Raw genomic sequence first — 13,814 nt, forward strand, 5'->3', positions numbered from 1 at the left:
GCCCGACCTGCCCATCCCTGCAGAGCGGCGGCAAGCCTCCGCATCTCTGTCGCCCCGCCTCTTGCCCGGCCGACCGTGCACCGCATAGTTTCCCACTATTCACTGGCAATGTTCAGGAGGGCGTGCGGTGCGAGTACTGGTGCGGGGCCTTGTGTCGGTCACGATCGTGCTGGGGGTGGCCGCGGTGCCGGTGCCCGCGCACGCCGCGCCGCCCGAGGGCTGGCGCGAGGTCGCGCTGCCGTTCCTGTGGCCCCGCAACACCATGTCCACCGTGGACGCCACCGGGCCGGACAGCGTCTGGGTCGCGGGCGTCCAGGGCCGGTACCCGATCTTCGCGCCGCCGCTGGGGACCATCATCTGGAGCTACGGCAACCCCGTCGTCCGGCGCTGGGACGGCTCCCGCTGGCACGAGTACCCCCTGAACGGCTGGGAGGCCGACGGGCGGTTCGGCGGGCTGTCCGCCCACGGCGACCAGGTGTGGATCTGGGGCCAGAAGGGCGCGTCCACCTACGTCGCCCGCTTCGACGGGACTGCGTTCCAGCGCGTGGCCACGACCTCCGTCCCCGGCCTGGAGGTCCTGTCGGTCGACACCGGTCCGGGCGGCACCTGGCTGCACGGCCGCGACGCCGACCAGGACAACCAGGTGTACCGCTGGACCGGCACCGCCTTCGAGAAGCAGACGCTGCCCCCGCACTACGACCCCGCCGCGGTGGTGTCGACCGGCCCATCGCAGGCGTGGGTGGTGGGCAGCTACCAGCCGCCCGGCACCAAGGCCGCCAAGGCCGCGCTGCGCTGGGACGGCACGTCCTGGACGCCGGTACCCGTCCCCGGCACGCACGACGGCTCCCGCCTGATGAAGGCGTACGCCACCACCATCGGCGAGGTCTGGGCGGCCGGCGGCTTCGGCCCCGACCGGGTGTTCCGCATGTCCGGCGGCACCTGGACGGCGGTCGAAAGCCCGGCGAACTCCGCCCTCGTCGGCGTCGACGGCACCGGCTCGGCCGTCCTCGCGGGCTCGGTGGGCAACGAGGGCACGATCCACACCCGCGACGGCGGCGCCTGGACGACGACCGCCTTCCCGTCGTCCCCCTGGATCCGTTTCCGGTCGGCGTCAGGGGTCCCGGGCACGTCCACGCTCTGGGCGATCGGGCACCGGGAGAGCACTCCGGCCGTCCTCACCGGCGAATGACGCGCGGGGCGCCGACCCGGGCCGCTCCCCTCTAGGAGGCGGGGGTGTTCGCGTCGACGGAGTCCTGGCCCAGCTGGCGCACCTCGCGGTAGACGTGGCCCCGGAGGTGGGCGAACTCGGGCAGTTCCTTCGTGGTGAGCTGGTCGCGGGGGCGTGGCAGGTCGACTTCGATGATTCCGCGTACGCGGGTGGGGCGCGGCGTCAGCGCGATGACGCGGTCGGCCAGGTAGACCGCCTCGTCGATGTCGTGGGTCACGAAGACGACCGTCACGCCGTAGTCGTGGCGGAGTTCAAGGGTCAGGTCCTCCAGGTCCGCTCGGGTCTGCGCGTCCAGGGAGGCGAAGGGCTCGTCCATGAGCAGGATCTGGGGTTCGTACGCGAGAGCGCGGGCGATCGCCACCCGCTGCTGCATGCCGCCCGAAAGCTGCCACGGGTAGCGCCGGCTGGCGTCGGCGAGGCCGACGGCCTTCAGCGAGTCGTCGATGAGGCTCTGGCGCTTCTTCTTGTCCAGTTTCTTGCGGCGCAGCGGGAAGGCGACGTTCTGCTCCACTGACATCCACGGGAAGAGCGACCTGCTGTAGTCCTGGAAGACGATCGCCATGTCCTCCGGCGTGCGGTCGACCTGCCGGCCGTCGACGCGCACGTGGCCGCTCGTGGCGGGCATCAGCCCGGAGAGGCAGCGCAGCAGCGTGGTCTTGCCGCAGCCGGAGGGGCCGACAACGCACAGGAACTCGCTGCGCGCGACGGTGAAGCTGATCTCGTCGATCGCGTGCACCGCCTGGCCGCCGCCGCCGTACACCTTGCCGAGGCCGTCGACCTCGAGCATCGGCGCTTCGCCGGACTTCGGGACGCTGGTCATCAGAACGCTCCTTCGCCGTACACGTTGCCGGGCCCGCCCGCCATCGGAGCCCCCGCCATCAGGACGCTCCTTCTCGCGCTCCGCGGTGCCAGCGCAGCGCGCGGCGCTCGATGGCGCCGAAGGCGAGGTTGAGCAGGTAGCCGAGGATTCCGAGCAGCACCATCCCCGACCACATCTCGGGGATCGCGAAGGTGCGCTGGGCTTCGAGGATGAAGTAGCCGATCCCGCGGGTGCTGGCGACCATCTCGCTGATCACCATCAGGATCAGCGACAGCGACAGCGCGACGCGCGTCCCGGCGAAGATCTGCGGTGCGGCGGCCGGCAGCACGACGTGCAGCAGGCGGTCGCGGCGGCTGACGCGGTACGCCCGCGCGCTGTCGAGGAGCCCGGGGTCCACCCCGCGCACGCCGTCGACGGTGTGCATCAGGATGGGGAACAGGCCGACCATCAGGATGATGAACACCTTCATGCTCGTGCCGACGCCGAGCACGACGATGCCGAACGGGATCAGCGCCGGCGGCGGGATCGCCCGGACGAACTCGATGACCGGGGCCAGCGCGGTCCGCAGCGGCCGGACCAGGCCGACGAGGATCCCGAGCGGCACGCCGATGACGATCGCCAGCGCGAAGCCGGCGAACATGTTGACCAGGCTCGGGACGACGTCCGAGCCGACCCGCTCGAAGAGCCACGTCTCCTGGAAGACCGAGAGGATCCGCGTCAGCGGCGGGTAGAAGATGTTGGTGCTGCCGGCCGACCACAGCCCCCAGCCGAGCAGGACGAGGATCGGCGCCGCGATCTGGATGGCGAGGAGCACCGCGCGACGGTTCATCGGACGGCCTCCTGGGCTCGTTGCGACGGGTGCCACCTCAGCAGCCGTTTCTCTACCGCGACGAACACCAGGTTGAGCAGGACGCCGAGCAGCCCGGTCGCGATGATGAGCGCGTACATGAGCTGGTACTGGCCGCCCGCTTGCGCCACGGCGATCGACTGGCCGAGACCGGGCGCCCCGATCACCAGCTCGGCGGTGACGCAGAGGATCAGCGCGGTGGTCGACGCGACGCGCAGCCCGGTGGCGATGTAGGGCACCGCGCTGGGCAGCACGACCGACAGCAGCCGGTCGTGCGGGCGCGCCCGGAACGAGCGCGCGGTTTCGAGGGCGACGGGTTCTATGTCGCGCATGCCGTAGATGGTGGCGATGAGGATGGGCCAGCTCGCCGCGAACGTGGCGAGGAAGACCTTGCCCTGCAGGCCGGTGCCGAGGACGAGGACGACGAGCGGGATGAGCGCGACCGACGGGATCGGGCGCAGGAACTCGATGACCGCGTTCGTGGCCGCGTGCAGGACCTTGCTCGACCCGATCGCCATCCCGAGCAGCACCGCGATCACCACGGCGAGACCGAAGCTGATCGCCCAGCCTCGCAGGGTGTGGCCGACGGCGGTCCACAGCTCGGCGCCGCCCGCCATCCCGGCGAGTTCGCGCAGGTCACTGGAGATGCGCGGGAACGTCTCCTCCGGCAGCAGCCCGAAGATCGTGGAGAGCTCCAGTGCGGCCAGCACCGCCACGAGCCCGGCCACGCCGAGAAGTGCGTCGGTGAACTTGGAAGACCGCGGGATTCGCCATCTCGCGCGGGGGATAATCGACGTCGACATGGTCGAAGTCCGGGTCAACGGAGGCTCCTTCCGGGTGCGGCTGCTGTCACACCCGCATCGGCGGGTCGGCCGGCCCTGGCCGCAGATGGTGGACATCAAGGCACGTCGAGACATCGCGGACTGCTCGGATGACACGGCGGCCGCCGCGGGATTGCGATTCAGCCTTATACTGAAGGTATTCAGCATGATGATTATCTGTCAAGACGTGGCGACTGCTGCCCTGGCCGCTCGCCGACCTGCCGCAATTCGACCGACGTACGTGGGGAGCAACCGATGAGTCGTCCCGAGCAGACCGGCCGCGCCGAATGGCGGCTGTCGCGCGCCGAAGCCATCGCACGCGAGATCGAGCGCAAGATCCTGGAGTCCTCGCTGCCCGACGGCAGCCGGCTGGGCACCAAGGAGGACCTGCGGCAGGAGTACGGCGTCGCGGTAGGGACCGTCAACGAGGCGGTCCGGCTGCTCGAGACGCGCGGCGTCGTGTCGGCCAAGCCGGGTCCCGGCGGCGGCCTGTTCACCCTCCGCACTCCGGGCCACGTGCGCATCAAGCACCTGACCCTCGGCCTGCGCGAGGACGGCGTGACCAGCGCGAACTGCCTGGCGGTGCGCGACGCCCTCGAAGAGCCCATCCTGATGGACGCCGCGACGCACCGAACCGACGACGACCTGGCGGATCTGCGCGAGCTGCTCGATGACATGAACGAGCAGCGCACCGACGCCGGCAAGTTCCTGCGCGCCAACTGGGCCGTGCACCGGCGGCTGGCCGCCATCACCCCCAACACGGTCCTGCGCGTCATCTACAACACCATGCTCGACATGATCGAGAACGAGATCGAGCACGTCAGCACCGACGAGCTGTTCACGGCCAGCAAGACCTTCCGCACCCACGTGGCGCTCGTCGACGCGGTCGAGTCCCAGGACCCCGCCCGCGTGCGCCGCGCCGTCCGCCGCCACAGCCCGCCCACGAGCGTCGTCGACTAGACACGCCATGAGTGGACACGCCATGAGCCAGCCCACCGTGAGCTAGCCCCGCCATGAAGCCAGCCCACCGTGTCCTAGCCCGCCGGGGCCTACGCGCGGTGGCGGATCTCGCCGTCCACCGCTGTGGCCAGTACCGGCAGGTCACGTATCTCGTCCGGTGGGCACCGGGTGGGGTCGGCGGCGAGGGCCGTCCAGTCGGCGCGCATGCCGGGGCGCAGGACGCCGACCGCGTGGTCGTTGAACGCGGCGTACGCGGCGTCGGCGGTGTACATCCGCAGCGCCGTCGCGACGTCGAGCCGTTCCGCGGGTCCGAGGGGCCCGGCGCTCGGTTCGTGGTGGCGCGTCACCGCCTGCCAGATCCCGCGCAGCGGCTGGAACGGCGTGACCGGCGAGTCCGAGCCGCCGGCCAGCCGGACGCCCGCGCGGTGCCAGGTGGCCAGCGGCGTGGCGGCCGCCGCGGTGTCCCGGCCGAGCCGATCGATGAGGCGGCCGGCGAACTGCTCCTGCATCGTCGGCTGGGTCGCCACGACCACGCCCAGCCGGCGGGCGTCGGCCATGTTGCGCTCCGAGGGCGTCAGGTACGCGTGGATCGCCTGGCAGCGCAGCGGCTCGACCGGGGCGACGCGGTCGGCGTGGTCGAGGACGTCGAACAGCAGGTCGAGCGCACCGCCCCCCACGGCATGGACGCCCAGCGACCAGCCGTGCCGCACGAGCCCGGCCGCGAGCACGCGCATCGAGCCGGGGTCGAGGAGCAGCTGCCCGTGGTCGGGGTGTCCGTGGTCGGGGTGTCCGTGGTCGGGGTGTCCGTGATCGTCGCACCGTCCGGGCCAGGGCTCGCGGAGGTAGGCCGTTCCCAGCGAGCCGCCGCCGTCCAGGAACACCTTCACGGGCCCGAGGCGCAGCCGGTCGTCGCCGAAGCCGGACCGCACCCCCAGGCCCGACAGGCGCGCGATCTCGTCCTCGACGGACGCGCCGGACACCAGCAGCGGCATCGCCGTCACCCGTAGCGGCAGCTCGCCGTCCCGGTGCATGCCCTGGTAGGTGGCGAGTTCCTCGGTGCGCAGCCCCGGCTCGATCACCGAGGTCAGCCCGGCGGCCAGGCACTGCTCCGCCGCGGCGGCGATCCCGGCACGCCTGGCCCGGTCGTCCTGCGGGGGCATGTGGCGCCGGACGAGCTCGATCGCCGGGGGCTCGATCAGCACGCCGGTGAGCCGTCCGGCGGCGTCCCGGCCCAGGCGGCCGCCGGGCGGGTCGGGCGTGCCGTCGGTGAGGCCGGACAGTGCCAGCGCGGCCGAGTTGGCCGCGCCCTCGTGGCCGCAGCGGAGGATCAGGACCGGGCGGTCCGGGCAGGCGCGGTCGAGTTCGCCGCGGGTCGGCAGCCGCCGCTCGGCGATGTCCTCGATCTCCCATCCGTCGGCGGAGACCACCCACGGCGCCTCGGGATGGGCGTCGGCCCAGGCGCGTGTCGCGGCGATGACGCCCTCGATGCTGCGCTCGCCCGCCAGATCGAGCAGGACGTGCGCGAGCCCGGTCCACAGCAGGTGCATGTGCGTGTCGATCAGTCCCGGCAGGACGGTCGCGCCGCCCAGGTCCAGGACCGGCGCGTGCTCGCCGAGCGCGGCGCGGGCCTGGTCGAGCGAGCCGACCGAGACGATGCGGCCGCCGCGGATCCCCAGTGCCTCGGCGCGCGGCCGCTCCGCGTCCATGGTGATGACGTCCGCGGCCCGGACGACGTAGCCAGCTTCATGATTCCTCATAACGATTGTACGTTATCAACGTCCCTGGAGCCCCGTACACCGTTGACCCTTGAACCATATTGATGATAATCGTTCTGCTCGTAACGGCGGTGTATGCCGCGTCCCACTCAGAGGAGTGAAGCCATGATGGGAACGATCCGACGGCGCCGGCTCCGGGTGGTCATCGCGGCGGTCGCGGTCGGCCTCGCCGCGGGCTGCGGCTCGGGGGGAACCTCAGCGCAGACCGACGCCGAGGGCGTCACCACGGTGAAGGTCGGCCTGATCCCGATCACCGATGTCGCCCCGCTGTACCTCGGCGTCCAGAAGGGCTTCTTCAACGCCCAGAAGCTCAAGATCGAGCCGCAACTGGCCGCGGGCGGCGCGGCGATCGTCCCCGCCGTCGTCAGCAACAGCAACCAGTTCGGCTTCTCCAACAACGTGTCGCTCATCGTCGCCAAGAGCAAGGGCGTCCCGCTGCAGGCCATCACGCCGGGCGTCGGCATCGCACCGGGCAACAACGAGGCCTGCCAGGTGCTCGTCCCGGACGACAGCCCCATCCGCGGCGTCAAGGACCTGTCCGGCAAGACCCTGGCGGTCAACACGCTCAACAACATCGGCGACGTCACGATCCGCGCCGCGCTCGAGAAGAAGGGCGTCGACCCGGGCACCGTGAAGTTCACCGAGATCGGCTTCCCCGACATGGTCACCGCGATCGAGTCGGACCGCATCGACGCCGCCTGGGAGTGCGAGCCGTTCGTCACCTCGCTGCTGCAGCGCGGCGCCCGCTCCGTCCTCAACAACTACGCCGAGACCCACCCGAACCTGGCGGTGGCCTCCTACTTCACCTCGACCGCCTACGCCGAGAGCAACCCCGACGTGGTGCGCAGGTTCGACGCCGCGGTGCGGCAGTCGCTCGAGTACGCCAACGCCCACCCCGACGAGGTCCGCAAGATCCTCCCGTCCTACGCCAAGATCCCAGCCGAGCAGGCGGCGAAGATCAAGATGATCGCCTGGCCGACCACGTTCCAGCGGGACTCGATCGAGGAGCTGGTGCGGCTGTCGCAGAAGTACGAGCTCATCGAGAAGCCGGTCAGCGTGGACGACCTGATCCAGGAACCGAAGGGCTGATCCCCCATGCGAAAGGTGGGCCGGACGCGGATCCGGCCCACCTTTCGCATGGTCGCCTCAGCGGCCGCGTCCGATCGCGGACGCGGACCCGAGGCCGGTGACGTGCACTTCCACGCGGCCCGGCGGGAAGGGGGCCGCGGCGGTGGCGCCGCCGGCGAGGACGACGTGGCCGGCGCGCAGCGGCATGCCCTGGCGGCGGGCGATCTCCAGCAGGGCGGGCAGGGCCCGGTCCGGGTGCCCGAGGATGGCGGAGGTGGACCCCGTCTCCACGGTGGCGCCGTCGGCGGTGAGCCGGACGGCGAGGTCGCCCAGATCGACGCCCAGCGGCTGCCAGGCGCCGACGACGAACGCGGCGGACGAGGCGTTGTCGGCGATCACGTCGGGGAGGCTGAAGCGGAAGTCGCGGTAGCGCGAATCGATGATCTCCAGTGCGGGCGCGACGGCGTCCACGGGCAGTTCTTCGTCGTCCGTGGTGACGTCGCGGGCGATGCGGTAGGCGACCTCCGGCTCGACGCGCGGGTGGATGAAGCGCTCCAGCGGGACGTCGCCGCCGTCGGAGACGCGCATGGCATCGGTGAGCCGCCCGACGATCACTTCGGACACGCCCATCTGCGCCATCTTCGCCTTGCTGGTGAAGCCGAGCTTGAGGCCGGCCGGCCGCTCGCCCCGCTCCAGGCGGCGGGCGATCACCGCGTCCTGGATCGCGTACGCGTCGGCGGGCGTGAGCCCATCCGGGAGTTGCTCGACCGGGGACACCGTGTGCTGCGCGGTGTCCAGCCGTTCCGCGGCCCGGGCGAGCGCGCCGATATCAGTGGTCATGAAGGGGCCCCCTTTCCAAGGTCATGCGCGTCCAAGCGATGCGCGTCCAAGTCATGCGCGTCCAAGTCATGCGCGTCCAAGTCATGCGCGTCCAAGTCATGCCCGCCGGTGGACGCGTCCGGCGGGCGGCAGGCCCACGTAGTTGTCGCAGAAGTCCTTCATCGCCGCTTCGGAGGTGCAGACGTGCTCGAGCTCGGCATGCTGGAGCCGCCATTCCATGGGGCTGGCCGGGTCGTGGTGCAGCAGCGCCGTCATCGAACGGGAGAACTGCTGGGCGCGCCAGACGCCGCGGAGCGCGTCGTCGGAGTAGGCGTCCAGCGCGGACCGGTCGCCGGACTCGTACCAGGTGCACAGCGCGTCGGCGAGCAGCCGCACGTCCGCCGCGGCGAGGTTGAGGCCCTTCGCGGCGGTCGGCGGGACGATGTGGGCGGCGTCCCCCGCGAGGAACAGCCGTCCGTACTGCATCGGCTCCGCCACGAAACTCCGCATCGCGGTGATGCTCTTCTGGGTGACGGTGCCCTCCGCGAGCGTCCAGCCGTCGTCGGTTCCGAGCCTCAGCTGGAGTTCCGCCCAGATCCGGTCGTCGGACCAGCCGGCCAGGTCCTCGTCCGGCGCGACCTGAAGGTAGAACCGGCTGACCTCGCTCGACCGCATGCTGTGCAGGGCGAACCCGCGCTCGTGGCACGCGTAGATCAGCTCGAACGTGGAGGGAGGGACGTCCGCCAGCACGCCGAGCCACGCGAAGGGGTAGTCGTGCCGGTACGTCGTCAGGACGCCGTCGGGGACCGCACCGCGGGAGACCCCGTGGAAGCCGTCGCAGCCCGCGATGAAGTCGCAGGCCAGAACCCGTTCGGAGCCGTCCGCGGTCCGGTAGCGGACCTTCGGCGTGCCGGTGTCGACGCCTTCGAGCCGGACGTCGTCGACGTCGAACTCCAGCGGGAGGCCCGAGGCGATGCGGGCCGCGATCGCATCGGTGACGATCTCCTGCTGGCTGTACATGACGGCGGTGCAGCCGCCGGTCAGCTCGGCCATGGGGATCTGGTGGCGCTTCCCGTCGAACCGCATCTCGAACCCGTGGTGGACGGCGGCCTTCCGGCGCATCCGCTCGTCCAGGCCCAGCTCCTCAAGGAGGCGCGCGGTGCGATGTTCCAGCATGCCCGCCCTGATCCGTCCCTCCACGTGGGCGCGGCTCCGGTGTTCCAGGACGACCGCGTCGACTCCGGCGAGTTCCAGCATCCGGCCGAGGAGCAGCCCGGCGGGACCGGCTCCGATGACGGCGACCTGTGTGCGTTCCATGTTGAACCCTCCCCGGGGCCGGCCACCGAGACGAACGTGGAGTCGGCGTTGACCCCTCCCCGGGGCCGGCCACCGAGACAAGCGTGGAGTCAGTCACGTGGAGTCAGTCACGTGGTGTCAGTAGGGCCGCAGCACGTCGCCGCAGCCGTCGCAGGTGCGGGCCTCGACGTCGTCGAAGAAGCGCTGGTAGGCCTTGCCGACCGGGTCGGTCGAGTAGTCGTCGACGTGGCACGACTCCTCGTGCAGGAACTCCCCGCACCCCTGGCAGAACCATTGGAAGCGGTCGAGTTCGCCGGGCCGGCGGAGCCGTTCGATGACGATGATGAAGGCGTCCGGGTCGAACCGGGGAGAGTGCGGCAGCCGGGACGGCGTGAAGATCGCCGACCCCTCCGGGACCACGTCGATCAGTTCCGTGCCGTCCGGCTGGAGGCTGTGCAGGCGCAGCTCCCCCCGGATCACGTACATCACCTCGTCGCTCGGATTGAGGTGGAACTCGCAGCGGTACTCGCGTCCCCGTGCCACGAAGGCGAGGGACTCGCTGTTCTGCCACAGCACCTCGACGCGTTTGCCGCTCTTGCCGAGCCGCTCGGCGATCCCTTCGAGATCCACGACCGGCATGCGATACGGCTGGGTCATGATCGTGCCCCTTTCACCGGCGAGGCCCCGTGTCACAGCACGGCTGGGTCATGATCGCGCACCTTTCACCGGCGGGGGCCCGCGTCGACGACGGCGGCGGTGCACTCCACCTCGACCAGCACACCGGCCCGGTGCGGCGGGGCGTTGACGGTCGTGCGCGCCGGGAAGCTCTCGCAGTCGGCGAAGAACTCCCGGTAGGCCTTGTTGAACTCGGGGAACTGGGAGGCGTCGCGCAGGTAGCAGTTGCACTTGAGGATCGAGTCCTTGGTGCCGCCGGCGGCCTCCACGACCGCGACCAGGTTGGTGAGCGTCTGCCGGACCTGCTCGGCGAGGTCGTCGGAGACGATCGTGCGCGTCGCCGGGTCCAGGGGGCCCGTGCCCGAGCAGAAGATGAGGTCGCCGTGGACGATCGCCTGGGACAGCGGCGGGCCGGTCCCCTCGGAGAAGCCGACCTTGGGCGCGTTGCTGGAACTGATCGAGACCTTCGACATGCCACTCCTCGCTCGACTCGGCACCCGCTCGGCGCGACTCTAACGACCATATTGGTTAGAGTCAATGATCCTTGACCAAGCCCTGCTCGGCGACCTGCGGCACCCCCTGCCCGATTGTCAGTCAGCCACTAATCCATCATAATGGTTATTCGAAACAAGGTTCTGAGGATGGCATGACACCGACTCAACAGCCCGCCGCACCGGGGCCAGCGGGCGGACCGGCGGCGGTGGACGTCCACGCGCACGCGCTGCCGATGCCGCTGCTCCGCCACCTCGCCGGCCACGGCCGCGCGGACCTGTCCCAGGTCGACTCGGGAACGCTGTTCCTGCACCCGAGCGTGTCCGGGCTCGCCGAGGGCGCCCGAATCCCGCTGCCCGCCGAGCAGTACGACGTCCCGCGCCGCCTGGCGTCCATGGACGCCGCCGGAATCGGCCTGCAGCTGGTCTCGGCACCGCCGTTCGTGTTCGGGTCGACCTCGGACGACCATGAGCTGGTCATGGAGGTCACCCGCCGGTCCAACGACGCGCTCGCCGAGCACGTGGCGGAGGGCGGAGGGCGGCTCGCCGCCCTGGGAACGGTCCCGGTCGGCCTGCCGGGAGCGGCCGGGGAGGCGGCCCGCTGCCTCGACGAACTCGGGATGGCCGGGCTGACCACCGGCACCTTCGGCGCCGGCCGCGAACTCGACGACCCGGTCAACGAGGACGTATGGGCGCTGCTGAGCGAACGGCGGGCCTTCTGCCTGGTGCATCCCAGCCGCGCGTCCTCCCCCGCCCGGCTCCGCGACTTCCACCTGGTGCAACTGCTCGGCTATCCGGCGGAGACGGCGCTCGCCGCCGCCCGCCTCATCTTCGGCGGCGTGCTTGACCGGCACGATCCGGTGCTGTGCCTGGTGCACGGTGGCGGATGCCTGCCCGGACTGATGCCCAGGCTCGGCATCGGCTGGGAGCGCAAGAACGAGTCGCGGACGATTCCGCGGTCGCCGCGCGACTACCTGCGCCGGCTGCACTTCGACACCGCGGTCTTCGACGGCACCGCCCTGCGCCGCCTGATCGAGGACGCCGGGCACGACCGGGTCCTGCTCGGCACTGACCTGCCGTTCGATCTCGCGGACGTCGAAGCGGTCGCCACGATCCGGGCGCAGAACCTGGACCCGGCGGCCGAGCGCGCGATCCTTTCGGGGAACGCGATGAGGCTGATCCCCTCCCTGAACGAGTCGCCCTGAACGCGTCGCCCTGAACGACCGCCCCGCCCTAAGGAGACTTCCGACATGCCTCTCGTCCAGATCAGCCTGGCGGCGGGAAGGCCGCCCGGCCAGATCCGAGACCTGATCAGCGAGGTGCACGACGCGGTCGTGCGCGCCACGGGCACCGACCCGGCACGCGTACGGGTGCTCGTCCAGGAGATCCCCCCGGCGCACTGGGCCGCCGGCGGGGTCACGCTCGCCGAGCGCGACGCCTCCCGCCCGGCAGGCACAGCAGGCGCAGGCACAGCAGGCACGGGCACAGCAGGCACGGGCACAGCAGGAACAGAGGCTCCCGACACAGCACACACAGCACACACCCCCGGCACAGAGGAATGAGGGTCAGCAGCACATGGAGTTCTTCGGGCACGTCATCGACGGCGAGGAAGCCGAGTCGCAGGACGGCGCACGGTTCGACACCGTCGATCCCTGGACCCGGCAGGCCTGGGGCCAGGTGGCGCTCGCCTCACCGGACGACGTCGAGCGGGCGGTCGCGGCCGCCCGGCGGGCGTTCGACGACGGGCCCTGGCCGCGCATGGGCCACGCCGAGCGCGGCCGTATCCTGCACCGCCTCGCCGACCTGGTCGAGGAGCACAAGCGGGAACTCGGCATGGCAGACACCCGAGACATGGGCAAGCCGGTCGCCCAGAGCAGCGGCAACGACGTCGGCCGCTCCGCCGACAACCTGAGGTTCTTCGCCGACCACGCGAAGCTGGCGGCGGCGGACACGCTGCCGATGGACAGCGGCCACCATGCCTACAGCGTGTACGGCCCGGCCGGGGTCGCCGCGGCCATCGCGCCGTGGAACTTCCCGCTGATGCTGGAGACCTGGAAGGTCGCACCGGCCCTGGCCTGGGGCAACACGGTCGTACTCAAGCCCGCCGAGGACAGTCCCGCATCGGCGACGATGCTCGCGCGGCTCGCGATCGAGGCGGGGCTGCCGCCCGGCGTCCTCAACGTCGTGCACGGCTACGGCCCGCAGTCGGCCGGGCAGGCGCTGACCGAGAGCGCCGGGATCGACCGGGTCACGTTCACCGGCGCGTCCAGCACCGGCCGGTCCATCGCGCGGATCGCGGGCGGCAACCTGGTTCCGGTGAGCCTGGAACTCGGCGGCAAGGGCGCCAACGTCGTGTTCGCCGACGCCGAACTCGGCAACGCGGTGGACTGGTCCGTCCGGGCCATCTTCACCAACGCCGGTCAGGTGTGCCTCGCCGGCAGCCGGCTCTACGTGCAGCGCGAGGTGTACGACGAGTTCCTCGACCGTTTCGTCGCCGCCGCCGAGGCGATGGTGGTCGGCGACCCGAGCGAGCCGGAGACCCGGCTCGGCCCGCTCGCCTCGCAGAGCCACTACGAGAAGGTGCGCGGGTACATCGAGACCATCGAGTCGGAGGGCGGCCGGATCCGTACCGGAGGGCTCGGCTCGGGCTGGGTCGTCCGCCCCACGGTGGTCACGGACATGCCGCAGGACGCACCGCACTGCCGGGAGGAGATCTTCGGCCCGCTGGTCACCGTGACGCCGTTCGACACCGAGGCCGACGCGATCGCCCTGGCCAACGACACCCCGTACGGCCTCAACGCCATGCTGTTCACCGAGAACCTGAGCCGGGCGCACCGCGTGTCCGGGATGCTCCGCGCCGGGACGGTGTGGGTGAACTGCTTCTTCATCCGCGATCTGCGCGCACCGTTCGGCGGCGTCGGGGCGTCGGGCCTGGGCCGCGAGGGCGGCGAGTTCAGCCGCGACTTCTTCACCGAGCCCAAGGCGGTCGTCATGCAGATCGACCGCGGCTAGCC

General features: G+C 71.2%; 15 protein-coding genes. 7 read left to right on the forward strand and 8 right to left on the reverse strand.

Annotation, left to right across the window (positions count from 1 at the left end; translation table 11 throughout):
* Positions 1-127: 127 nt before the first annotated feature.
* Positions 128-1,189 (forward strand): hypothetical protein, encoded by a 1,062-nt coding sequence (locus E1285_RS00515; RefSeq protein WP_132146320.1) that lies wholly within the window; start codon positions 128-130, stop codon positions 1,187-1,189.
* Between the two features lie 31 nt (positions 1,190-1,220).
* On the opposite strand, the gene E1285_RS00520 is transcribed toward E1285_RS00515, so the two are convergent.
* The 3 genes from E1285_RS00520 to E1285_RS00530 are packed head-to-tail and all read right to left on the reverse strand — an operon-like array spanning position 1,221 to position 3,623.
* Positions 1,221-2,048, reverse strand: coding sequence for an ABC transporter ATP-binding protein (locus E1285_RS00520; RefSeq protein ID WP_243722444.1), 828 nt, complete (start codon positions 2,046-2,048; stop codon positions 1,221-1,223).
* Positions 2,049-2,106: 58 nt separating this feature from the next.
* Complete coding sequence (locus tag E1285_RS00525; RefSeq protein ID WP_132146323.1) at positions 2,107-2,877, reverse strand: ABC transporter permease; 771 nt, start codon at positions 2,875-2,877, stop codon at positions 2,107-2,109.
* On the reverse strand, positions 2,874-3,623 hold the full coding sequence (locus E1285_RS00530; RefSeq protein WP_207946316.1) for an ABC transporter permease: 750 nt from the start codon (positions 3,621-3,623) through the stop codon (positions 2,874-2,876). The genes E1285_RS00525 and E1285_RS00530 overlap by 4 nt, the downstream gene beginning before the upstream one ends.
* 16 nt (positions 3,624-3,639) lie before the next feature.
* On the opposite strand from E1285_RS00530, the gene E1285_RS45265 reads away from it, so the two are divergent.
* Together E1285_RS45265 and E1285_RS00535 are read left to right on the forward strand one after the other, a co-directional pair.
* The gene (locus E1285_RS45265; RefSeq protein WP_165966396.1) at positions 3,640-3,975 is read left to right on the forward strand and encodes a hypothetical protein; all 336 of its coding nucleotides are present in this window, start codon (positions 3,640-3,642) and stop codon (positions 3,973-3,975) included.
* Positions 3,972-4,676 (forward strand): FCD domain-containing protein, encoded by a 705-nt coding sequence (locus tag E1285_RS00535; RefSeq protein ID WP_132146329.1) that lies wholly within the window; start codon positions 3,972-3,974, stop codon positions 4,674-4,676. Before E1285_RS45265 ends, E1285_RS00535 begins: the two co-directional genes overlap by 4 nt.
* A gap of 89 nt (positions 4,677-4,765) precedes the next feature.
* Here E1285_RS00535 and E1285_RS00540 read toward each other — a convergent pair whose 3' ends face one another.
* Positions 4,766-6,433, reverse strand: a complete 1,668-nt coding sequence (locus E1285_RS00540) for an amidohydrolase (protein ID WP_132146332.1) — start codon at positions 6,431-6,433, stop codon at positions 4,766-4,768.
* A gap of 123 nt (positions 6,434-6,556) precedes the next feature.
* Here E1285_RS00540 and E1285_RS00545 point away from each other — a divergent pair, with 123 nt between their 5' ends.
* Complete coding sequence (locus tag E1285_RS00545) at positions 6,557-7,540, forward strand: ABC transporter substrate-binding protein (RefSeq protein ID WP_207946317.1); 984 nt, start codon at positions 6,557-6,559, stop codon at positions 7,538-7,540.
* Between the two features lie 57 nt (positions 7,541-7,597).
* Here the strand turns inward: E1285_RS00545 and E1285_RS00550 are convergent, their stop codons facing one another.
* The 4 genes from E1285_RS00550 to E1285_RS00565 all read right to left on the reverse strand — a co-directional run bounded on the left by E1285_RS00550 (position 7,598) and on the right by E1285_RS00565 (position 10,782).
* The gene (locus E1285_RS00550) at positions 7,598-8,359 is read right to left on the reverse strand and encodes a fumarylacetoacetate hydrolase family protein (protein ID WP_132146335.1); all 762 of its coding nucleotides are present in this window, start codon (positions 8,357-8,359) and stop codon (positions 7,598-7,600) included.
* Positions 8,360-8,455: 96 nt separating this feature from the next.
* Positions 8,456-9,655, reverse strand: coding sequence for a 4-hydroxybenzoate 3-monooxygenase (locus E1285_RS00555; RefSeq protein ID WP_132146338.1), 1,200 nt, complete (start codon positions 9,653-9,655; stop codon positions 8,456-8,458).
* Between the two features lie 117 nt (positions 9,656-9,772).
* A complete protein-coding gene (locus tag E1285_RS00560) occupies positions 9,773-10,291 on the reverse strand; it encodes a 3-hydroxybutyryl-CoA dehydratase (protein WP_132146341.1) in 519 nt (172 codons plus the stop codon).
* 65 nt (positions 10,292-10,356) lie between these two features.
* A complete protein-coding gene (locus tag E1285_RS00565) occupies positions 10,357-10,782 on the reverse strand; it encodes a RidA family protein (protein ID WP_132146344.1) in 426 nt (141 codons plus the stop codon).
* A 173-nt stretch (positions 10,783-10,955) separates the two neighbouring features.
* Between E1285_RS00565 and E1285_RS00570 the strand changes: the two genes are divergently transcribed.
* Genes E1285_RS00570 through E1285_RS00580 form a run of 3 tightly spaced genes read left to right on the forward strand, consistent with a single transcriptional unit; the run spans position 10,956 to position 13,812 of the window.
* Positions 10,956-12,005 (forward strand): amidohydrolase family protein, encoded by a 1,050-nt coding sequence (locus tag E1285_RS00570; RefSeq protein ID WP_132146347.1) that lies wholly within the window; start codon positions 10,956-10,958, stop codon positions 12,003-12,005.
* Positions 12,006-12,050: 45 nt separating this feature from the next.
* Positions 12,051-12,362 carry a tautomerase family protein gene (locus E1285_RS00575; RefSeq protein WP_132146350.1) on the forward strand — a complete coding sequence of 104 codons (312 nt, stop codon included), beginning with the start codon at positions 12,051-12,053 and terminating at the stop codon, positions 12,360-12,362.
* Between the two features lie 13 nt (positions 12,363-12,375).
* Entirely contained in the window at positions 12,376-13,812 is a 1,437-nt protein-coding gene (locus E1285_RS00580; RefSeq protein ID WP_132146353.1) for an aldehyde dehydrogenase, read from the forward strand.
* The last annotated feature ends 2 nt before the right edge of the window (positions 13,813-13,814 follow it).

Origin of the sequence: Actinomadura sp. 7K507, assembly GCF_004348425.1 — a bacterium.
Taxonomy (GTDB): domain Bacteria; phylum Actinomycetota; class Actinomycetes; order Streptosporangiales; family Streptosporangiaceae; genus Spirillospora.

Bases quoted from the DNA above. Each gene is read 5' to 3' on its own strand.
- E1285_RS00520 (WP_243722444.1), bottom strand. From the start codon at position 2,048: ATGACCAGCGTCCCGAAGTCCGGCGAAGCGCCGATGCTCGAGGTCGAC.
- E1285_RS00525 (WP_132146323.1), bottom strand. From the start codon at position 2,877: ATGAACCGTCGCGCGGTGCTCCTCGCCATCCAGATCGCGGCGCCGATC.
- E1285_RS00535 (WP_132146329.1), top strand. From the start codon at position 3,972: ATGAGTCGTCCCGAGCAGACCGGCCGCGCCGAATGGCGGCTGTCGCGC.
- E1285_RS00540 (WP_132146332.1), bottom strand. From the start codon at position 6,433: ATGAGGAATCATGAAGCTGGCTACGTCGTCCGGGCCGCGGACGTCATC.
- E1285_RS00545 (WP_207946317.1), top strand. From the start codon at position 6,557: ATGATGGGAACGATCCGACGGCGCCGGCTCCGGGTGGTCATCGCGGCG.
- E1285_RS00550 (WP_132146335.1), bottom strand. From the start codon at position 8,359: ATGACCACTGATATCGGCGCGCTCGCCCGGGCCGCGGAACGGCTGGAC.
- E1285_RS00555 (WP_132146338.1), bottom strand. From the start codon at position 9,655: ATGGAACGCACACAGGTCGCCGTCATCGGAGCCGGTCCCGCCGGGCTG.
- E1285_RS00560 (WP_132146341.1), bottom strand. From the start codon at position 10,291: ATGACCCAGCCGTATCGCATGCCGGTCGTGGATCTCGAAGGGATCGCC.
- E1285_RS00565 (WP_132146344.1), bottom strand. From the start codon at position 10,782: ATGTCGAAGGTCTCGATCAGTTCCAGCAACGCGCCCAAGGTCGGCTTC.
- E1285_RS00570 (WP_132146347.1), top strand. From the start codon at position 10,956: ATGACACCGACTCAACAGCCCGCCGCACCGGGGCCAGCGGGCGGACCG.
- E1285_RS00575 (WP_132146350.1), top strand. From the start codon at position 12,051: ATGCCTCTCGTCCAGATCAGCCTGGCGGCGGGAAGGCCGCCCGGCCAG.
- E1285_RS00580 (WP_132146353.1), top strand. From the start codon at position 12,376: ATGGAGTTCTTCGGGCACGTCATCGACGGCGAGGAAGCCGAGTCGCAG.